At 67.8% G+C, this 19,086-nt stretch carries 19 protein-coding genes, 1 tRNA gene and 1 pseudogene; 17 read left to right on the forward strand and 4 right to left on the reverse strand.

Translation table 11 applies throughout. From position 1 onward, the window contains the following. The first annotated feature begins 42 nt into the window (after positions 1-42). From crtY to ASD67_RS04990, 6 genes and pseudogenes are all read left to right on the forward strand, one after another. Positions 43-1,197, forward strand: coding sequence for a lycopene beta-cyclase CrtY (crtY, locus tag ASD67_RS04965; RefSeq protein WP_056344252.1), 1,155 nt, complete (start codon positions 43-45; stop codon positions 1,195-1,197). Beyond that, positions 1,194-2,672 (forward strand): phytoene desaturase, encoded by a 1,479-nt coding sequence (locus ASD67_RS04970; protein ID WP_056344254.1) that lies wholly within the window; start codon positions 1,194-1,196, stop codon positions 2,670-2,672. Before crtY ends, ASD67_RS04970 begins: the two co-directional genes overlap by 4 nt. A 98-nt stretch (positions 2,673-2,770) precedes the next feature. Further along, a complete protein-coding gene (locus ASD67_RS04975; RefSeq protein ID WP_056344256.1) occupies positions 2,771-3,352 on the forward strand; it encodes a TIGR00730 family Rossman fold protein in 582 nt (193 codons plus the stop codon). Positions 3,353-3,455: 103 nt separating this feature from the next. Beyond that, positions 3,456-4,444, forward strand: a pseudogene (locus tag ASD67_RS04980) (phytoene/squalene synthase family protein); the annotation flags it as partial. Then, positions 4,441-5,007, forward strand: coding sequence for a nicotinamide riboside transporter PnuC (gene pnuC, locus ASD67_RS04985; RefSeq protein ID WP_056347027.1), 567 nt, complete (start codon positions 4,441-4,443; stop codon positions 5,005-5,007). The pseudogene ASD67_RS04980 and the gene pnuC, both read left to right, overlap by 4 nt. After that, positions 5,004-5,522, forward strand: coding sequence for an AAA family ATPase (locus ASD67_RS04990; protein WP_056347028.1), 519 nt, complete (start codon positions 5,004-5,006; stop codon positions 5,520-5,522). The genes pnuC and ASD67_RS04990 overlap by 4 nt, the downstream gene beginning before the upstream one ends. 159 nt (positions 5,523-5,681) lie before the next feature. Here ASD67_RS04990 and ASD67_RS04995 read toward each other — a convergent pair whose 3' ends face one another. Further along, complete coding sequence (locus ASD67_RS04995; protein ID WP_056344260.1) at positions 5,682-6,773, reverse strand: helix-turn-helix transcriptional regulator; 1,092 nt, start codon at positions 6,771-6,773, stop codon at positions 5,682-5,684. Positions 6,774-6,857: 84 nt separating this feature from the next. Between ASD67_RS04995 and ASD67_RS05000 the strand changes: the two genes are divergently transcribed. The 5 genes from ASD67_RS05000 to ASD67_RS05020 are packed head-to-tail and all read left to right on the forward strand — an operon-like array spanning position 6,858 to position 11,213. Further along, entirely contained in the window at positions 6,858-7,874 is a 1,017-nt protein-coding gene (locus tag ASD67_RS05000; RefSeq protein ID WP_056344262.1) for an alcohol dehydrogenase catalytic domain-containing protein, read from the forward strand. Beyond that, complete coding sequence (locus ASD67_RS05005; RefSeq protein WP_056344264.1) at positions 7,871-9,028, forward strand: sulfotransferase family protein; 1,158 nt, start codon at positions 7,871-7,873, stop codon at positions 9,026-9,028. Before ASD67_RS05000 ends, ASD67_RS05005 begins: the two co-directional genes overlap by 4 nt. 1 nt (position 9,029) lies before the next feature. Further along, positions 9,030-9,515, forward strand: a complete 486-nt coding sequence (locus ASD67_RS05010) for a VOC family protein (RefSeq protein ID WP_056344268.1) — start codon at positions 9,030-9,032, stop codon at positions 9,513-9,515. Positions 9,516-9,532: 17 nt separating this feature from the next. Then, positions 9,533-10,717 (forward strand): DUF1214 domain-containing protein, encoded by a 1,185-nt coding sequence (locus ASD67_RS05015; protein ID WP_056344272.1) that lies wholly within the window; start codon positions 9,533-9,535, stop codon positions 10,715-10,717. A 13-nt stretch (positions 10,718-10,730) separates the two neighbouring features. Continuing rightward, on the forward strand, positions 10,731-11,213 hold the full coding sequence (locus ASD67_RS05020) for a VOC family protein (protein ID WP_235535571.1): 483 nt from the start codon (positions 10,731-10,733) through the stop codon (positions 11,211-11,213). Between the two features lies 1 nt (position 11,214). Here the strand turns inward: ASD67_RS05020 and ASD67_RS22925 are convergent, their stop codons facing one another. After that, positions 11,215-11,895, reverse strand: coding sequence for a Crp/Fnr family transcriptional regulator (locus ASD67_RS22925; protein ID WP_162248540.1), 681 nt, complete (start codon positions 11,893-11,895; stop codon positions 11,215-11,217). Positions 11,896-11,994: 99 nt separating this feature from the next. Here ASD67_RS22925 and ASD67_RS05030 point away from each other — a divergent pair, with 99 nt between their 5' ends. Together ASD67_RS05030 and ASD67_RS05035 are read left to right on the forward strand one after the other, a co-directional pair. After that, complete coding sequence (locus ASD67_RS05030) at positions 11,995-13,722, forward strand: N-acyl-D-amino-acid deacylase family protein (RefSeq protein ID WP_056347032.1); 1,728 nt, start codon at positions 11,995-11,997, stop codon at positions 13,720-13,722. A 69-nt stretch (positions 13,723-13,791) separates the two neighbouring features. Continuing rightward, a complete protein-coding gene (locus tag ASD67_RS05035; RefSeq protein WP_056344278.1) occupies positions 13,792-14,763 on the forward strand; it encodes a quinone oxidoreductase family protein in 972 nt (323 codons plus the stop codon). A 93-nt stretch (positions 14,764-14,856) separates the two neighbouring features. Here the strand turns inward: ASD67_RS05035 and ASD67_RS05040 are convergent. Next, a tRNA-Val gene (locus ASD67_RS05040) sits at positions 14,857-14,932 on the reverse strand. 160 nt (positions 14,933-15,092) lie between these two features. Here ASD67_RS05040 and ASD67_RS05045 point away from each other — a divergent pair. Beyond that, complete coding sequence (locus tag ASD67_RS05045; RefSeq protein WP_156377577.1) at positions 15,093-16,343, forward strand: hypothetical protein; 1,251 nt, start codon at positions 15,093-15,095, stop codon at positions 16,341-16,343. Here ASD67_RS05045 and ASD67_RS05050 read toward each other — a convergent pair. Then, on the reverse strand, positions 16,319-17,353 hold the full coding sequence (locus ASD67_RS05050; protein ID WP_056344283.1) for a winged helix DNA-binding protein: 1,035 nt from the start codon (positions 17,351-17,353) through the stop codon (positions 16,319-16,321). The genes ASD67_RS05045 and ASD67_RS05050 overlap by 25 nt on opposite strands. Before the next feature lie 239 nt (positions 17,354-17,592). Between ASD67_RS05050 and ASD67_RS05055 the strand changes: the two genes are divergently transcribed. The 3 genes from ASD67_RS05055 to ASD67_RS23605 form a co-directional block, all read left to right on the forward strand. Continuing rightward, positions 17,593-18,180 carry a thermonuclease family protein gene (locus ASD67_RS05055; RefSeq protein WP_056344287.1) on the forward strand — a complete coding sequence of 196 codons (588 nt, stop codon included), beginning with the start codon at positions 17,593-17,595 and terminating at the stop codon, positions 18,178-18,180. A 46-nt stretch (positions 18,181-18,226) separates the two neighbouring features. Further along, positions 18,227-18,604 (forward strand): fluoride efflux transporter CrcB, encoded by a 378-nt coding sequence (crcB, locus tag ASD67_RS05060; RefSeq protein ID WP_056344289.1) that lies wholly within the window; start codon positions 18,227-18,229, stop codon positions 18,602-18,604. Then, positions 18,601-19,086 (forward strand): pseudouridine synthase (locus tag ASD67_RS23605; RefSeq protein WP_235535572.1); only part of this gene is annotated, 486 nt, incomplete at its 3' end. The genes crcB and ASD67_RS23605, both read left to right, overlap by 4 nt.

Raw genomic sequence — 19,086 nt, forward strand, 5'->3', positions numbered from 1 at the left:
AATCGCTTTGCGCCGCTTGCCAAGCGCGGCTAGGGCTGGGGCATGGGCAAGGCAGATCTCTCGTGCGACATCGCCATCGTCGGCGGCGGGCTTGCGGGCGGGCTCGCGGCGCTCGCGCTGGCGGCGAAGCGCCCCGACCTCGACGTGCGGCTGGTCGAGCCGGGACCGGTCGGCGGCAACCATATCTGGTCCTTTTTCGACGGCGATATCGCCGAGAAGGACCGCTGGCTCGTCGCGCCGCTCGTCCGCCATTACTGGCACGGTTACGACGTGCAGTTCCCGCACCATCGCCGCACATTGCGCATGGGATATAAGAGCATCCCCGGCGAGGCGCTGGCCGAGGCGGTCGCGGCGGCGCTGCCCGCCGAGCGCATCATCGCCGACCGGGTCAAGCATGTCGCCGCCGACCATCTGCTGTTCGGGCGCGGCGGCCGGCTCGATGCGAAACATGTCATCGACGCGCGCGGCGCGGGCCATCTGTCGGCGCTGACCTGCGGCTGGCAGAAATTTGTCGGGCAGGTGCTGACGGTGAAGGGCGGCCACGGCCTCGCCCACCCGGTGGTGATGGACGCGCGCGTCGCGCAGCTCGACGGCTATCGCTTCGTCTACCTGCTGCCGCTGAGCGAGGAGACGATATTCGTCGAGGATACCTATTACAGCGACAGCCCCGACCTCGACGCCGACCTGATCCGCGAACGGATCGGCGCCTATGCCGCCTGGCGGCAGTGGGAGGTCACCGCTGTGTCGCGCGAGGAAACGGGCGTGCTGCCGGTGGTGATCGCGGGCGAATTCGACCGTTTCTGGCCCGAGGGCGACAAGGTCGCGCGGATCGGCACCCGCGCCGGGGCGTTTCATGCGACGACCGGCTATTCGCTGCCCGATGCGGTGCGCACCGCCGCGGCGCTGCCGCGGCTGGTCGACGGTCCCGACCTCGGCGCGCAGCTCCGCGCGCGCGCGGCGCGCGGCTGGCGGCGCCAGCGTTTCTATCGCCTGCTCGACGCGATGCTGTTCCGCGCCGCCGAACCCGCGCAGCGCATCCGCGTCTTCGAACGCTTCTATCGCCTGTCGCCGCGGCTGATTTCGCGTTTCTACGCCGGCCAGTCGACGCGCGGCGACAAGCTGCGCCTGCTGGCGGGCAAGCCGCCGGTGCCGGTCGCGCGCGCGCTGAGCGCGGTGCGGAAATTCGACTGGAAATGAGCCGCAGCGCGATCATCATCGGCGCCGGTTTCGGCGGCCTCGCGCTCGCGATCCGCTTGCAGTCGGCGGGGGTGGCAACGACGGTGGTCGAGGCGCGCGACAAGCCCGGCGGGCGGGCGTATCACTGGACGCGCGACGGTTTCACCTTCGATGCCGGGCCGACCGTGATCACCGATCCGCCGTGCCTGCACGAATTATGGGCGCTCAGCGGACAGCATATGGCGGCCGATGTCGACCTCGTCCCTGTCATGCCCTTCTATCGCCTCAACTGGCCCGACGGCACCAACTTCGATTATTCGAACGACGAGGCGGCGCTGGCGGCCGAGATCGCGAAGCTCAATCCGGCCGATGTCGCGGGCTATGAGAAATTCCTGACCTATTCGAAGGGGGTCTATGAACAGGGCTATGTGAAGCTCGGTTCGGTCGCCTTCCTTGACTTCGCCTCGATGATCAAGGCCGCGCCGGCGCTGATGAAATATCAGGCCTGGCGCAGCGTCTATTCGATCGTCTCCTCTTATGTGCAGGACGAACGGCTGCGCCAGGCGCTGTCGTTCCACACTTTGCTCGTCGGTGGCAATCCGATGACGACCAGCTCGATCTATGCGCTGATCCACACGATCGAGAAGGACGGCGGGGTCTGGTTCGCCCGCGGCGGCACCAATGCGCTGGTCGGCGGCATGGTGGCGCTGTTCGAACGGCTTGGCGGAAGCTTGCGGCTTGGCGATCCGGTGGCGCGCATCGAAACGCAGGGCGACCGCGCAACCGGCGTGACGACCGCGAGCGGCTGGCACGGCGCCGCCGATATGGTCGCGACCAACGGCGATTTGATGCACAGCTATCGCGACCTGCTCGCGGATCACAAACGCGGACCGAAGGTTGCGAAAAGCCTCGCGCGCAAACGCTGGTCGCCGTCGCTGTTCGTCGTCCATTTCGGGGTGAAGGGCGACTATCCCGATATCGCGCACCACAGCATCCTCTTCGGCCCGCGCTACAAGGGGTTGCTCGACGACATCTACAAGAACGGCGTCGTGCCGCAGGATTTCTCGCTCTATCTCCATCATCCGAGTGCGACCGACGCGAGCATGGCGCCGCCCGGCCACGCCGGATTCTACGCCCTCGCCCCCGTCGCGCATCTCGGCAAGTCGAAAGCCGACTGGGACGGTGCGTTCGGGCAGCAATTCGCCGATGCGATATTGGACGAGGTCGAGGCGCGCGTGCTGCCGGGCCTGCGCGCCAACCTCGTCACCCGCTTCCACTACACCCCCGCCGATTTCGGCCGCGACCTGTCGGCGCATCTGGGCAGCGCGTTCAGCCTCGAACCCGTGCTGTGGCAGAGCGCCTGGTTCCGCGCCCACAACCGCGACGATGCGATTTCCAATCTTTACTTCGTCGGCGCGGGGACGCATCCGGGCGCAGGTATTCCGGGGGTCGTCGGCAGCGCCAAGGCGACTGCCCAATTGATGTTGGACTTATAACTCCGTTCGCATCGAGCGAAGTCGAGATGCCCATCGGGCTCGGCGCCAAGTCGATGGGTGTCTCGACTTCGCTCGACACGAACGGGTAAAGGGAATTTATGAAACGCCTTGCCGTCTATTGTGGCTCCGCCACCCCCGCCGACCCGATCTATATCGACACCGCGCGCCATGTCGGCCGTACCCTCGCCGAAAAGGGTATCGGCGTCGTCTATGGCGGCGGCCGGCTCGGGCTGATGGGCGCGGTCGCCGACAGCGCACTCGAAGCCGGCGGTGAGGTGATCGGGGTGATCCCCGATGCGCTCGTCGGCAGCGAGGTCGCGCACCGCGGCTGCACCGAATTGCACGTCGTGTCGGGCATGCACGAACGCAAGAAGATGTTCACCGACCTCAGCGACGGGTTCCTCACCATCCCCGGCGGCGTCGGCACGATGGACGAATTGTGGGAAGCGATCAGCTGGGCGCAGCTCGGCTATCATGCCAAGCCGGTCGGGCTGCTCAACGCCGCGGGCTTCTACAACGATCTGATCGCGTTCAACCGGCATATGATCGAGGTCGGTTTCATCCGGCCCGCGCATGCGGGGATCATGGTCGTCGATGCCAGCCTCGACCCCCTGCTCGACAAGATGGCGGCCTATGAGCCGCACGCCCCGATCTTCGCGATGAAGGCGGATGATTTGTGAGAGCAGGGCGACGCGCCATTCTCTCCCCTCCCGCTTGCGGGAGGGGGCGGGGGAGGGCCTGTCTCTTTCCCAACGGCTTTAAACATGCCCTCCCCCCCCCCCNGCCCCTCCCACGAGTGGGAGGGGGATTCTCGCTACGACCCCCAAACCCTCCACGGTTTCGCGCACGACAGCATCGCGCGGGGATCGAAAAGCTTCGCGCTCGCGAGCCAGTTGTTCGACCGCGAAACCCGCGAGCGGGTGTGGCTGCTCTACGCCTGGTGCCGCGCTGCCGACGACCTGACCGACGGGCAGGACCATGGCGGCACGATGACCGCGGGCCATGATGCCAAGGCGGCGGTCGCGCGGATCCGCGACCTGACCGATCGGGCCTATGCGGGGGAGCCGACCGGCGACCCCGCCTTCGACGGCCTCGGCTACCTGCTCACCGAAGTCGATATCCCGCGCGCCGTCATCGACGACATCATCGCCGGTTTCGATCTCGACGCCGCCGACTGGCGCCCGCGCAGCGAACAGGATCTGCTGCGCTATTCCTATCATGTAGCGGGCGCGGTCGGGGTCGCGATGGCGCTGGTGATGGGGATCGACCCCGCCGACGCGACGACGCTCGACCGCGCATCGGACCTCGGCATCGCCTTTCAGCTCGCCAATATCGCGCGCGACGTCGCCGAGGATGCCGCCGCCGACCGCTGTTACCTGCCGGTCGAATGGATGGTCGAACTCGACATCCCGCCGGGCCAGCATATGCACCCCGCCTTTCGCGCGCGGCTGTCGGTCATGGCGAAATGGCTGTCCGAAATGGCCGAGGAATATGAAGCGTCGGCGCGCTGGGGCGCGCGCAAATTGCCGCCGCGCAGCCGCTGGGCGGTGCTCGCCGCCGCCGGCATTTACGGCGACATCGCGCGCGAGGTTCGCGCGCGCGGCGACCATGCCTGGGATCACCGCGCCGGCACCTCGATCGTCGCCAAGCTCGGCTGGGTCGCGCGCGCCGGATGGTCGGTGCTGCGCCGCCCGCCGCAGCGGCGGATCAGCCGCGACGGGCTGTGGACGCGGCCCCGCGCGGATACGGCGCGCGCGGAGGCGTCCGCGTGAGCCAGCTCGAATGGCTGGCCGCCGCGCTGGTCCTGATCAACGTCGCGCTCGTCGCGCTGCGCAGCGTGTGGAACTACCCTTTCGCGCTCGCCGCGGTCAGCGTTTATGCGGTCGTCTTCCACGACGCGCGGCTCTACAGCGACATGGCGCTGCAGGGTTTTTTCTTCGCACTCAACCTTTATGGATGGGCGGCGTGGATGCGCGCCCGCGAAGACCGCGGCGTGCCCGTCGGTTGGATGACCGACCGCGCGCGGCTGCTGTGGGGCGTCGTCACGATCATCGCCTGGGTCGTGTGGAGTTCGCTGATGCACCGCTACACCGACGCGGTCGCGCCGTGGGTCGACGGGGCGATCGCGATGCTCAGCATCACCGCGCAATGGCTGCTCGCGCGGCGGCGGGTCGAAAGCTGGTGGCTGTGGATCCTCGTCGACCTGATCGCGGTGCCGCTTTTCGCCTGGCGCGGGTTGTACGCGACGAGCATCGTTTATGTCATTCTCCTCGGCCTCTCGATCGACGGGCTGATCCAGTGGCGCCGCGCCGCGGCGCAGGAGGCGCCGGCATGACGCGCCACATCTGCCTGCACGGCGCCGAAAGCACCGGGAAATCGACGCTCGCACCGCGCCTTGCCCGGGCGCTCGGCGGGGTCGTCGTGCCCGAATTCGGCCGCGCTTATTGCGAGGCGAACGGCACCGACCTCGACGCCGCCGATCTGCTCGCGATCTTCCACGGCCATGTCGCGGCAACGCAGGCGGCGCTGGCGACCGGCCCGGCGTGGCTGATTTCCGACACCGATCCGTTGATGACGCAGGCGTGGGCGGTGATGCTGCTCGGCGAGCGCTTGCCCGAGATCGATGCCTGGACCGACGTTGCCGACCTCTATCTCGTCCCGGCGATGGACCTGCCGTGGGAAGAGGACGGCACCCGGCTGTTCGGCAGCGAACTGGCGCGAATGCAGTTCATGGAGGTTGCCACCGCCGAACTCGACCGGCGCCAGTTGCGCTGGGCGTGGGTCGAGGGCGAAGGCGATACGCGGCTGCAGAGCGCGTTGGCGGCGGTGGAGGCGGCGGATTTGCCTTAGCGACATCGAGATGGCGCGAATGCCGACTTTAACATGATCGCCAAAAAAAGGGGCCGACCCCTGCGGATCGGCCCATTGGAGTTGCCCTGATTGGAGATTCAGATGAACCTACAATCATCTAACTAATATTACTCTATTTGTTTGGCAAGCCCTTTTCGATCAGTCGAGCATCGCGACGCTGGTCAGGATGCGCTGGATCAATTCGCCCTGCCGCGCGGTGCCGGTGCGGGCGTAAATATCCTTCGAATAGGTCCGCGCCGTCTGTTCGGTGATGCCGATCTCGGCCGCCGATTCGGCCAATGTGCGGCCGTTCGCCAGCAGCATCGCCAGCCGCGCCTGCGTGTCGCTGAGTCCGAACAGCGCGGCGACATGCGCCGAAATGTCGCGCCGCGACGGGCGGCGGCCGGACAGGTAGAGCATCATGCAAACCCCGCGCGGCCCCGCGTCGGCGCGCGACGCGAGCGGAACGAGCAACAGGTCGACCCCGTCGGCGTCGCCCAGATGGATCGCCTCCGCCTCGGTCGATTCCATTACCGCCGCGATGCGTTGCGACAGGTCGATATTGCGCTGCACCGCGTGCGGCCGATCGCCATGGATGGCGAGGACCCCGGCCTCGTCGACCCAGCGCCGCGCGGCGTCGTCGACCGCCACGATGCGTCCGACCGAATCGAGCGTGATGACCCCAAAGGACAAAAGGTCCGCTGCGCGGCGATACATTTGCGTCTCGATCGAACGGCTCAACAACGCCGAATAACAAGCGAGTGCCGGCACCAGCGCGCGCGCGAGCCGCTCGCACAGCGCCCGGTCGTCGGCTCCGAATGCCGGCTCACCGGCGCTGCGCGTCACGGTCACCCAGATGTTGCAACCGCTCGGTTCGACGACGCGGAAGATCAGAAAATGCTCGAAATCGGCGGCACGCAGAAAATCCTCGCGAAACGCGTCATGATCGATGGCGGCTACGCCTTCGAGTTCGTCATAGGCATAGACCCGCCCCGGCTGCATCGCGAAATAGGGGATGGGGTCGCGGCCGGCGAAGCTTTCGCGATACCGGGTCCACAGCCATTCGGGCGGCGCGAGCGCGTCGCGCACCTCGATGCCGCCGGCGGGGTCGGCGTCGGCGCGGCGGAAGATCAAATTGGCGAAATTGCCGCCGATTTGCTTGCGCAGCCGCCGCACGAAATCCGTCCAGGGTGGCGCCTCAAGCGGCCCGGCCTGAATCGACAGCAACAAGGCTTCCAGTGACTCGTCCAAAATCCTCTCCGCCTCCCATTTGGGAATGTCGCTTGCCGATCCAGGCTACTCATATAGCCGAAAGAATGGACTCGGGAGAATGAAATGAAAGCGGCGCTGTTCAAGGCGGTGGGCGAACCACTGAGCATCGAGGATATCCCCGACCCCGAACCCGGCGAGGGCGAGGCGGTGATCCGGGTCGCGCGCTGCGGCGTGTGCGGCACCGACCTCCATTCGACGAGCGGCCATGGCTATACCCTGCCCGCCGGCGCGCAACTCGGTCATGAATATGCCGGGGAGGTCGTCGCCGTCGGTCGCGGCGTCGAACGGCTGCGGGTCGGCGACCGGGTCGCGGCGCTGCCCGTCGTCGGATGCGGCGAATGCGACGCCTGCCGCACCGGCATCGACGTGCTCTGTTCACGTTGGACGGGCTTTGGCGGCGGACTTGCCGACTATGCGCGGATCAGCGAGCGCGGTGCGACGATCCTGCCCCGGACGATGTCGCTCGCCGACGGGGCACTGGTCGAACCCTTCGCCGTTGGACGCCGCGCGGTCCGGCTCGCCGCCCCCAAGGCCGACGATCGCGTGCTGATCATCGGTCCTGGGCCGATCGGCCTCGCGGTGCTGTTCTGGCTGCGCCGCGCGGGGGTGCGATCGGTAGTGCTGCTCGCGAGCAGCGACCGGCGCCGGGCGCTCGCCGAAGCGATGGGCGCCGAGCGGTTCATCCTCGAAGGCGATACCGCGCCGCAGGACATCGCCGCCGCACTCGGCGGCAAGCCCGACATCGTCTTCGAATGCGCCGGGGTGCCGGGAACGATCGCCCGCGCGATCGCGCTCGTCCGACCGCAAGGCCGCATCGTCTCGCTCGGTTTCTGCATGGTATCCGACCAGTTCGTGCCGGGCATGGCGCTGATGAAGGACGTCAGCCTGCGCTTCTCGCTGATCTACACGCGCGAGGATTATGCCGAATGCGCCGCGGCGCTCGATGCCGACGGCGACCGCGCGCGGGCGATGGTGACCGAGACGGTGGCGCTCGCCGACGCCCCCGCCGCCTTCGAACGCCTGCGCGCCGGGACCGGCGGCGGCGGCAAGCTCCTCATCGATCCGTGGCTTGGCCGATGACGCGCTGGAAAGACCGCTTCGACGCGCTGCACGAAGGCGCGACGATCGCGACGGGATATGATGATTTCGGCGACACCGCCTATCATGAAGGCATGCGCGTCCTGCTCGACGCGATCGATGAAAATCCGCCCGCCGGTCCCGCGACCGAAGCCTCCGCGACCGGGGTGATTACCGGAGCGCTCACCGGCCGGCTGGTGACGCAGGCGGGCTGGACAGCGAATCCGGCCTATGCGGCCGAGCCGATCGAGCGGCCGTTGATCGTCATCGGCCTGCCGCGTACCGGGACGACCGCGCTGCACCAGCTGCTCAGCATGGATCCGCAGTTTCAGGGTTTCGAGCGCTGGCTGACCGGCAACCCGATGGTTCGCCCCCCGCGCGCTGAATGGGACGCGCATCCCGCCTATCGGGCCAGCGTCGCGCGCATCGCCGCGATGCGGGCGATGGCCCCAAAGATCATGGCCGCCCACTCGACCGAAGCCGGCGAGGTCGACGAATGCCTGATGCCGATGGCGCAAAGCTTTGTCTGCAACTGGTTCGCCTCCAACATCGACGCGCCCGCCTATGACGCCTGGTTCCGCGCCGCCGACGAGATCCCTTCCTTTCTGCGTTACAAGGAGGTGTTGAAGCTGGTCGGACTCGGCGACCGGCGGGGCTGGCTGCTCAAGAATCCCAGCCATGTCTTTGGCATCGACGCGCTGTTGGCGGCCTTTCCAGACGCCTGCATCGTCCAGACGCACCGTCACCCCGCAGCGTCGATCGCCTCTTTGATGAGCCTGCTCGGCGGCATTCGCGACCTGATGACCGATACGCCGGTCGATCGCGATCGCCTGCTCGCCCGCGAGGCGAGCTTCTGGGCGGAGGGCGCCCGGCGCAGCATGGCCGCCGCGGACCGCGCACCCGACCGCTTCATCCACATTCGGCAGGAAGACATCCGGAACGATCCGATGGACGTCGTCCGGCGAATCTATGGCAAATTCGGCCTTCCGCTGTCGCCGGACGCCGAGACCCGCTTTCGCGGCTGGGCGGCCGCCAACCCGCCCGAAGCCCGTTCGACGCACCGCTACACCCCGGTCGAGTCCAGCGCGGTGACGCCACTGTTTACCGATTACATCGCGCGCTTCGACCTGAAGCACCCCGCCACCGCAGGAGCCTGAGATGAGCATCCCCGTCCTCTTCAAACAGCATTTCCAGATCGCCTATGTCGTGCGCAATCTCGACGCCGCGCGCGCGCGGCTCGCGCGCGAGTTCGGGATCATCGAATGGGATGTCATGGACATGACCGCGCTGATGGGACCCGGCCACGCCACCCGTTTCATCGGCAACAGCTTCGTCGGCGACATGATGATCGAGTTGATCGAGCCCGACCCGGCGAGCGAGTCGATCTATCGCGACTGGATCCCGGATGCGGAGGACGGCGTCCGCCTCCACCATCTCGGCTTTCTCGTCCATAGCGACGCCGATTTCCGGGCGGCGATCGCGCAGCTCGGCGCGGCGGGTTATCCGACCGCGGTCGCCGGCAGCTTCGGCGACGCGCTCGACTATCACTACGCCGACACCACCGCACTGCTCGGCCACTATTACGAACTCATCCACCTCAAGCCCGCGGGCGAGCAATTCTTCGCGCGCATTCCGCGCAATTGACCGGGAGGAAGAACGCCATGACGACCGGACCCGCCGTCCCGATGGAATGGGCACGTTTCATCGACCTGATTTCCGGCATCGATCGCAGCCTCGAACATATGATCGACCCCAGCGATCCCTGGCTGAAGCAGGAGGCGATCCAGCAGATGGCGATGAGCCTGTCGCAGGGCTATGCGCCGATCATGGCGCAGGACGCGCGCGTCCCCGGATTCTACACCTTCCTCAATCCGGTCATCAAATCGGCGGCGCCCAATCCCGACTATATGTATCGATCGACCTTCGTCGAGGGCCATGGCCGCTATCGACTGTCGGGCTGGCGCGGCACGACCTTGTTCGTCCATATCGGCATCGGGTCGGGCTATATCGGGGTCGACGACCAGCCGGGGCCGTCGGTCGGGCATATCGACGCCGACACGCTGACGCTCGACGCGGATGGCCGCTTCTCGGTGATCCTCAGCGCCGCACGTCCGGATGGTTATGACGGCGACTGGTACGAACTGCCGGCGAACGCGCGCACGATCGGCATCCGCGAGGCGAGCTACGACTGGGAAAATGAAGTCGACAGCCGCATCGCGATCGAGCGGCTCGACGATGTCGGCGGCTTCGGCCGCCCGACGATCGACGAGGTCGCGTACCGGATGGAACGCCTCGCGGGCTTTCCCGAACGCTATGCCCAGCTGTTCGTCCACTTCGTCAAGACGCTGAGCCAGCATCCGGTGAACAGCGTCGTCCTCAACACATGGTCCGACATCGGCGGCCTCGCCGAGCAGACCTATTATGAAGGATTGTTCGAATTTTCCGCAGGCGAGGCGCTGATCCTCGAAACCGAAGTGCCCGACCAGGTGCGCTATTGGTCGGTCCTCCTCGCCGATCAGCTGTTCAACACCATCGACTGGGACAAATGCCAGTCGAGCCTCAACGGCTTTCAGGCGCAGCGCGACACCGACGGGCTGTTCCGCGCGGTCATATCGGTCGACGATCCCGGGGTTCCCAACTGGCTCGACACCGCGGGCCGGTACAAGGGCGTCGTGCAGGGCCGCTGGTATCAGGCGAGTTCGGCACCGACGCCGCGGCTGAAACGCGTCAAGCTGGCCGAGCTGCGCAATCACCTGCCCGCCGACACCCCGCATATCGACCATGAAGCGCGCCGCGAATGCCTGCGCGCCCGCTTCCGCGGCGCGCAATGGCGGCGCAAGTGGTGACGGCGGCAAAAAGGTGATCGCGCGCCTGCCCGCCGCGCTCGACATCTATCAGATCGGGGTGGTCGTCGCCGACCTCGACGCGGGCATGGCGCGCTATGGCGCATTGCTCGGCCTGTCGAACTGGAAGCGTATGGATACCGACTATGTCGGACGCTATCGCGACTCGCAGGGCCGGATCGCCAACCGCAACGCCTTCGCGCCGTGGGGGGCGATCCATCTGGAGATGATCGAGCCCGGCGTCGGCGACGGCAATGCGAAGGAATGGCTGCGCACGCGCGGCGAAGGCATTTTTCACGTCGGTGTCGCGACCGACGATGTTCGCGACCGCCCGCTCGAAGCGGACGTGATATTCGAGGTGCTGTCGCAGCGGCAACCCGACGGAAGCACCGCGATCGTCCATCTCGACACCGTCACCGCGCTCGGCTTCTTCGTCGAATTGACCTGGCGCCCGATGGCACAGCGGCTTGATGACTGGGTGCGGTCGGCGATCGACTAGCTCAGCCCAGTTCCTCCCGATCGGCCAGCGCGAGAAGCTCCGCGCGGTCGCCGATTGTGACGCCGCCATAGCCCGTCGAGATTAGCCCGCGGTCCGCGAGCAGGCGCAGCAGCCCGTTCATATGCTGGCGCGACACCCCGACGATCCGCGCCAGATCGTCCTGCGTCGCGCGGAGCGGACGATCGGGTGCGCTGCTGGCGCCGCCAGCCAGAAAAGCGGCGAGCCGCGCGAGCGCCGGCAGCGCGCGGACACGCCCCGCCTCGCGCATGCCGAGCCGGTGGTGCGCGCAGTTGAGCAGCGCCAAGCCGCGCCACAGGTCGGGCATCGCTGCCGTCAGCTCGGCGAGCGCGGCCATCGGCACCGTCAACAGGCGCACCGCGCCCGCCGTGATCGCGTCGTGCGGCCGCTCCTTGCCGTCGATCACCGAAAGCTCGCCGAACCAGCGGCCGGGCTTGACGATCATGTTGACCAGTTCCTGCCCCGCCGCCGGATAGCTGACCAGCCGCACCTGACCCTCGACCACGACATGCAATCCGTTCGGCGGGTCGCCGATGCGATAGATGTGGACGCCATCGCGCAAGTCGTGCGCCCGCGCCCGCGCCTGCAACCCGTCGCGCTGCTCGGCCGGCAGGCCCCCGAACCAGCTGTCGGCGGCAAGAATGTCGGCCAGATCGGATGCCATGTCGCGACGCTGGATCGCGCGCCGCAGATTGTCAACAAGGCGACATTTTTCTTCGCGGCGCGTTGCTATCGTCGGGCGACAAGCAGGATGGGAACCAAGATGGCCGATTATGACCTGGTGATTCGCGGCGGAACGATATTCGACGGACTCGGCCATCGCGGCGAGGCGGCGGACCTTGCGGTCAAGGACGGGCGCATCGTCGCGATCGGCCAGATCGAGGGCAAGGGGCGCGAAGAGATCGAGGCGGCGGGGCGAATCGTCACCCCGGGCTTCGTCGACGTCCACACCCATTATGACGGGCAGGCGCTTTGGGAAAACCGCCTCGCGCCCTCGTCCAACCATGGCGTGACCACCGCTGTCATGGGCAATTGCGGCGTCGGCTTCGCACCCTGCAAACCCCACCAGCGCGACATGCTCGTCGCGGTGATGGAGGGGGTCGAGGATGTTCCCGAGGTCGTGATGACCGAGGGTCTGCCGTGGAACTGGGAAACCTTTCCCGAATATCTCGACGTCCTCGATACCCGCGAACTCGACATCGATATCGCCGCGCAACTGCCGCATTCGGCGCTGCGCGTTTTCGTGATGGGCGAACGCGCGGCCGATCATGAGCCGCCGACCGCCGAGGATCTGGCGCAGATGCGCGCGCTGACGACCGAGGCGATCCATGCCGGGGCGCTGGGGGTCAGCACCTCGCGCAACCTGATGCACCGCACGAAGGCGGGGGAGTTGGCCCCCAGCCTCCATTCCGAAGAGGATGAGCTGATCGCGCTCGCGAACGGCCTGCGCGACGCGGGCGACGGCGTGTACCAGATCATCCCGCGCGTCATGGGACCCGCGGCCGACGAGTTCGCGCTGATGCGCCGGCTCGCCGAGGCATCGGGCCGGCCGCTATCCTATTCGCTGCTCCAGATGCCGACGGGCGACCCCGACGAATGGCGCGTGTCGCTCGACGGGCTGTCGGCGGCGCGAAGCGACGGACTGCCGATCTGCGCCCAGGTCGCGCCGCGGCCGGTGGGGATGCTCTATGGGCTCGATCTCAGCTTCCACCCCTTTTCTCTCCATCCCAGCTTTAGGCCGCTGCTCGACCGGCCGCTGGCGGACAAGGTCGCGGCGATGCGCGATCCGGCGTTCCGGGCACAGCTGCTGTCCGAACGGCCCGAGGACAGCAATCCGGTATCGGTGAAGACGGTGCAGGCGTTCCGTTACGCCTATCCGATGGGCGCGGCGCCCGATTACGAACCCGACCTCGCCGACCGCATCGATACCCGCGCCGCGGCGCTCGGCATCACGGCCGAGGAGCATGCCTATGATTTGCTGCTCGAGCAGGACGGCAAGGCGCTGCTCTACCAGCCGGGCGCCAATTATCGCGACGGAAACCTCGACGCGGTGCACGCCATGCTGGCGCATCCGGGCACGGTCGTCGGCCTGGCCGACGGCGGCGCGCATTATGGCATGATCTGCGATGCCAGCTTTCCCACCTTCTTCCTCAAACGCTGGGCCGCCGATGCCGACCCCGACCAGCGCATCCCGATCGAAACCGCGATCGCCGCGCTGACCAGTGAACCCGCCGACATGGTCGGGCTTGGCGACCGGGGCCGGCTGACGGTGGGGGCCAAGGCCGATATCAATATCATCGATTTCGCCGCGCTGCGCCTCCACAATCCCTCGGTCGTCAACGATCTGCCGGCGGGCGGCCGGCGGTTGCGGCAATTGGCCGATGGCTATGACGCGACCATCGTTTCGGGTGTGGTGACCTATCGGCACGGCCGGCACACCGGCGCCGTGCCGGGACGGCTGGTGCGCGGCGCCCGCCCGCTGGCGGCGTAACAGAACAGCGCCAAAGCCCCGCAGCGCCGATCGACAGGCGGGGCTTCAACCGATCGAAAAGGATGGCGGATGGCGCAGGCGATCATGCTTAGACAATATGGCGACCCGGCGGCGCTGCGCGCCGAGCCGGTCGAGCTTGCGGCATTGGGGCCGGGCGAACTGCGGCTTCGCCAGACCGCCATCGGGGTGAATTTTCACGACATCTATGTGCGGTCGGGCGCCTACAAGACGCTCGCCCTTCCCGGCATACCCGGTCTCGAGGCCGTGGGCACTGTGGAAGCGGTCGGGCAAGCGGCGCGGGGATTTTCGGTTGGCGACCGGGTGGCGTATATCGATTCCTCCTACGGCGCCTATGCCGATGAACGCAATATACGCTCCGACCTATGTGTGCGCCTGCCCGAACCGATCGAGGATCGGGTTGCGGGCACGATGTTTCTCAAGGGGCTGACCGCCGCCGTTCTGCTGCACCGCGTCCGGCAGGTGCGGGCGGGCGATACGATTCTCGTCCACGCCGCCGCCGGGGGTGTCGGGCGCCTCCTCGTGCAATGGGCCTCGCGTATCGGCGCGCGGGTCATCGGCACGACGGGGTCGCGCGAAAAGGCCGCCGCCGCCCGCGCCCATGGCTGCGACGAGGTCATTCTCTATGGCGAGGAGGATGTCGCCGAGCGGGTGCTCGACCTGACCCGCGGCGCCGGCGTCGATATCGTCTATGACGCAGTCGGACGCGACACGTTCGACGGGTCGCTGAAATCGCTTGGTCTGCTTGGTCATCTCGTCAACTATGGCCAGGCGTCGGGACCCGTCGCCCCCTTCGACATCTCGCGGCTGGCGATGAAGGGCCTGACGATCTCACGCCCGGCCTATGCGCACCATGTCCGCACCCCCGAAACGCTCCACGCAATCGCCGCCATGTTTTTCGGCGCGATCGAAACGGGCATTCTGAAAGCCGAACGCGGTATCGCCTATCCGCTGACCGACGCCGCGCTGGCGCATCGCGCATTGGAGGACCGGGCCGAGGGCCCCTTTGTCCTCATCGCCTGACCTTCGGGCAAACAGGCGGCGACGAAACGGTCGCCAATGTCCGAAACGCCGCACAACGCGGACTAGGCTCGATCGTTTTTGCCGATGGCCGTGTGGTGGGCGCTGACGGGCTCGAACCGCCGACCCTCTCGGTGTAAACGAGATGCTCTACCAACTGAGCTAAGCGCCCCCTTTCGGAGAAGCGCGCCCCTGCCATAAGCCGCCGTCGCTGGCAAGCGGCCGAGCGGAGGTAGCGGGAGGCGCCTTTGCGCATAAACGGAAAATAATCCTTCTCTCCCTAACGTCGGTCCTTTGGCGGGATGGGGGCGAATATGTCGAACGGCGCGAGGATGACGGCCCTGCTGCTTGCCGGCGCGGCCATGCTGGCGGCGACCGGCTGCGCGCCCAAGAAGACGCCGGTCGCGACCGGGTGCCTCGCCGAGGCCGATCGCCATGCCGGCGCCGACGCGATCCGCAGGGAGCCGCGGGCGGCAAGCGAGGATCCCCAATTGTGCGAAGGCCTGGCGCTGCTCGCCGAGCGCAAGGCGCAGCCCGCGATCGCGGCGCTCGAGGCCGCGGCCGGGCGCATGGCCGAGGCGGACCGCTGGTCGGCGCAGGGCTATCTGGCGCGCGCGCTGGCGCTCGACGGCCAGGGCGAACGCGCGCTGCAAAACTGGGACGAGGCGATCGAGGGCGCGACCCGGACGGGCCATGTCGATCGCGAGAATATCTTTCGCGCCGACCGCGGCGTGCTGTTCGCGCAGCAAAAACAATATGGCCCCGCGCTCGCCGATTTCGAGGCCGTCTATCGCCGGGCGAAGCAGCCGAAGGCCAAATCCGAAATGGCTTATATGGCGCTCAAAGTCTCGGTATCGGCCGGCAACCTGGCGTCGGTCGAGCGCTGGTACCCGCTGGCAGTCCGTGCCGCCGAGGCGGTCGGCGATGCGACGAAAATCGCCTATGCGACCCAGTTTTACGGCCAGATGCTCGACGAGCGGCAGGATTATGACGCGAGCGCGAAACTCTATCAGCGGGGCGTCGATCGTATCGCGGGTTCGGGCAGCAAATATCTGCACGCCGAGATGCTGGAATTTCAGGGCCAGTCGCGCTTCGCGGCGGGCGACTATCGCGGCGGCGAACGCGCCTATGCGCAGGCGGCCGAGATGTTCCGCCAGGCCGGGCGGGCCGACTATGCCGCCTTCCTCGAAAAAAATCTGAAGGCGAGCACCGGGCGGTTCGAGGCCGGTCACGCCTGCGCCGCGCTCGTCGAAGAGCGGCGCTATGACGCCGCAGCCGCGGCGGTGAACGACATCCCGCGCGAGCGGCGCAGCTTCGGCGCGAAAACCTGTCTCGTCGATGCGCTCGACGGCGCCGGCGACACCGGCCGCGCCCGCCGCGAACTCGACGATCTGCTGACGTCGACCGAACCGGGCGGCTGGCCTTGCGACGAATTGAAGGCCCTGTCCGAGCGGGTGGGCCATGCCCCGCCCATAAAATCGTCCGTCCCCGGGCCACCGCCCGCGGCGCGGCCGGCACCGCCGCAGACATGCGCCGAAGCGATCGCGCAGGCCGAGGCCTATTCCTCCAGCGCCTCGAAATAACGCGCCAGCGCATCGAAGGCGGCGTCGGCAAGCCCGATGAAGATGCGGCGGCCATCCTGCGGATCGGCCTCGCGCACGAACAGCCCGGCGTCGGTCATCGTCTTGATCCAGCGCAGCGCGGTCGTCGCGGGGACCGCGGCGGCGATGCACAGGCTCGATACCGACACCGGCTGGCGTTCGAGCCGCGCGGCGTAGAGGTCGAGCAGCATGTCCCACGCCGGATCGGCGAACAGGTCGGCGGGGAAATATTGTTCGCGCATCCGGCGCTGGCGCAGCATCCGGCGCACCGCTTTGGCGCGCTGGCGATGCACGGTGCGTTCCTCGGGCTCGAAGCTGCGCGGGCCTGCGGCGTAATCGCGCGCCGGCGAACGGACCAGGCCGCCGGACTCGCCAAAATTCTCTTCGCGCGGCGCCAGCGCGGGCGGCGTGCCGGCGAGGCCGCGCTGGCCCGACAGGTCGCCGAGCAGCCGCGCGATGCGCGCGACCTCGTCCTGCAACCGGTCGATCCGCTCCATCGCCTCGTCGCGCGCGATGTCATGGACCGCCGTGCGCAGCGACCGCGAGGCCGCGGCGAGCGCGACGAGGCGGTCGGCGGCATCGGCATCGACCAGCCATTCGGTGCGGATCGACGCCGGGACCATCGCCGCGACGCGGTCGAGCGCGCCAAGCGCTGTTTCGCACACCAGGGCGCATTCCATCGCGAGCACCGCATCGCAAATTTCGGCGAGCGTCTCGCTTTCGATCGTCTCGGCGTCGATCAGCCAGACGATATCGGGCAGCGCCATGGTGCGCAGATGGGCGGCGATCCGGGTCGGCGGGATATGGTCGACCACCCGCGCCCGCCCGGTGCGCGTCAGATCGGCGCCGATCGCCCGCGGCCCGACGAAAAGCACCGCCGCCGGGCCGACGTCGGCATCGGCGCGCGCATCCCACCGCGGCGGGGCAAGTGAGTCGAAGCGAACCGGCGGCAAGGCCGATATCCGCGGGTCCGTGTCGATCCTGTGGTCCATCGTGCCGCCCCTTTCCTCGCCGTGTCTCCGCCTTGGCGTCCTTATGTCGTCAAAATGGCGATATTCACCTTTTGTTCGTTCCAGAGTGCCGCCGATCCGGATGCTGACCGATGATAGCCAGCCTTTGATCCGGATCGCGCGGGTGGAATAACATCCATTTTGGACATGTTTTGTTCTCCTCGTCAATCCCCTATTCGCGCTTGCCAGACCCGCGCCATCCCCGCACTGATCGCGATACCATGCTGCCGCGCCCCTCCCTCTCCACCCGCCTGCGCTGGCGGCGGCGCCTCCGCTCGCTGGGCGCCTTGCTGCTCCTTGCGGCGATGGCGGGCGCGGTCTGGTTCGCGCAGCCGGCACCGACCCGGACCATCCCGCTCGTCCATATCATCGACGGCGACAGCCTTACCGTGACGCACGACGGCGCCGCGCGCACGATTCGCCTGACCGGGCTCGACGCCGTCGAATATCGCCAGGATTGCGCGCGCGCCGATGGCCATCGCTGGGCCTGCGGACACGAAGCGCGCGCCGCGCTCGCGAGGCTTGCCGGACCCGGGCCGTTGCACTGCACGCTGGCGGCGAAGGACAAATATGGCCGCACCCTCGCCGCCTGCCGCACCCGGCCCGAACCCGACGGCGTCGATCTGGCGACCGAAATGATCCGCCAGGGCTGGGCAGTGGCCACCGACGACGCCCACCTGCCCGACGAGGGTGAAGCGCAGCTTGCGCGGCGCGGGATCTGGCAGGGCGATTTCGACCGGCCCGCCGACTGGCGCGCGGTGCACGACCGTGCCGCGACCGCCGTCGGCGCCGCGGCTGCCGACCGCTGACGACGCACGGCTTTCCGCCGCGCGCTTTTGCGGCTAGGGCGGGCGGATGAACGGCCTTTTTCCTGTGATGATCGGCGGCGCCATCGGCGCCGGCGCGCGGCACCTCGTCGGCGGCGCGATGCTCGCGCGCCTCGGTCCCGGCTTCCCCTGGTGGACACTGTCGATCAATATCGCCGGCAGCCTGTTGATGGGCGTGCTGATCGGCTGGCTCGCGCGCAGCGGCGGGACCGAAGCGGCGCGCCTGTTCTTCGGCGTCGGCGTGCTCGGCGGCTTCACGACCTTCTCGGCTTTCAGCATGGAGTTCTGGACGCTGTTCGAACGCGGGCAGAGCGCACAGGCCTTCACCTATGTCCTCGCCTCGGTGGTCGGTGCGATCGCCGCCTGCGGTCTCGGCCTGCTCGTCATGCGGCAGGTGCCGGCATGAGCAAGATCGACATGGACGGCGCAACGATCGCCGAAGAGGACGACGGCATCCGGCTCGACCGCTGGTTCAAACGCCATCGCGCCGGGACGCCGCACGCGCTGCTCGCGCGCTGGGCGCGGTCGGGGCAGCTGACGCTCGACGGCAAAAAGGCCGATGTGTCGGACCGCATCGCGACCGGGCAGACGCTCGTCATGCCGTCGCCGCCGGTCGAGACCGCCGCACGTCCGGCACGCAAGGGCCGCGCGCTGACCGACGCCGACGTCGAACTCGCGACCGGCATGCTGATCCACCGCGACGCGAGCGCGCTGGTGCTCAACAAGCTGCCGGGACTCGCGACGCAGGGCGGCACCAAGACCGAACAGCATGTCGACGGACTGCTCGACGCGTTGAAATTCGACGGACCGACACGGCCGAAGCTCGTACACCGGCTCGACAAGGACACGTCGGGTGCGCTGCTGATCGCGCGTACGCCAAAGGCGGCC

The sequence above is a fragment of the Sphingopyxis sp. Root1497 genome, assembly GCF_001427085.1.
Lineage (GTDB): Bacteria > Pseudomonadota > Alphaproteobacteria > Sphingomonadales > Sphingomonadaceae > Sphingopyxis.

Coding starts and splice junctions, on each gene's coding strand:
- ASD67_RS05035 (WP_056344278.1), top strand. CDS start 13,792: ATGGCGCAGGCGATCATGCTTAGACAATATGGCGACCCGGCGGCGCTG.
- crcB (WP_056344289.1), top strand. CDS start 18,227: ATGAACGGCCTTTTTCCTGTGATGATCGGCGGCGCCATCGGCGCCGGC.
- ASD67_RS05015 (WP_056344272.1), top strand. CDS start 9,533: ATGACGACCGGACCCGCCGTCCCGATGGAATGGGCACGTTTCATCGAC.
- ASD67_RS22925 (WP_162248540.1), bottom strand. CDS start 11,895: ATGGCATCCGATCTGGCCGACATTCTTGCCGCCGACAGCTGGTTCGGG.
- ASD67_RS05045 (WP_156377577.1), top strand. CDS start 15,093: ATGACGGCCCTGCTGCTTGCCGGCGCGGCCATGCTGGCGGCGACCGGC.
- crtY (WP_056344252.1), top strand. CDS start 43: ATGGGCAAGGCAGATCTCTCGTGCGACATCGCCATCGTCGGCGGCGGG.
- ASD67_RS05010 (WP_056344268.1), top strand. CDS start 9,030: ATGAGCATCCCCGTCCTCTTCAAACAGCATTTCCAGATCGCCTATGTC.
- ASD67_RS04990 (WP_056347028.1), top strand. CDS start 5,004: ATGACGCGCCACATCTGCCTGCACGGCGCCGAAAGCACCGGGAAATCG.
- ASD67_RS05030 (WP_056347032.1), top strand. CDS start 11,995: ATGGCCGATTATGACCTGGTGATTCGCGGCGGAACGATATTCGACGGA.
- ASD67_RS05055 (WP_056344287.1), top strand. CDS start 17,593: ATGCTGCCGCGCCCCTCCCTCTCCACCCGCCTGCGCTGGCGGCGGCGC.
- ASD67_RS04975 (WP_056344256.1), top strand. CDS start 2,771: ATGAAACGCCTTGCCGTCTATTGTGGCTCCGCCACCCCCGCCGACCCG.
- ASD67_RS05000 (WP_056344262.1), top strand. CDS start 6,858: ATGAAAGCGGCGCTGTTCAAGGCGGTGGGCGAACCACTGAGCATCGAG.
- ASD67_RS05005 (WP_056344264.1), top strand. CDS start 7,871: ATGACGCGCTGGAAAGACCGCTTCGACGCGCTGCACGAAGGCGCGACG.
- ASD67_RS05050 (WP_056344283.1), bottom strand. CDS start 17,353: ATGGACCACAGGATCGACACGGACCCGCGGATATCGGCCTTGCCGCCG.
- ASD67_RS04970 (WP_056344254.1), top strand. CDS start 1,194: ATGAGCCGCAGCGCGATCATCATCGGCGCCGGTTTCGGCGGCCTCGCG.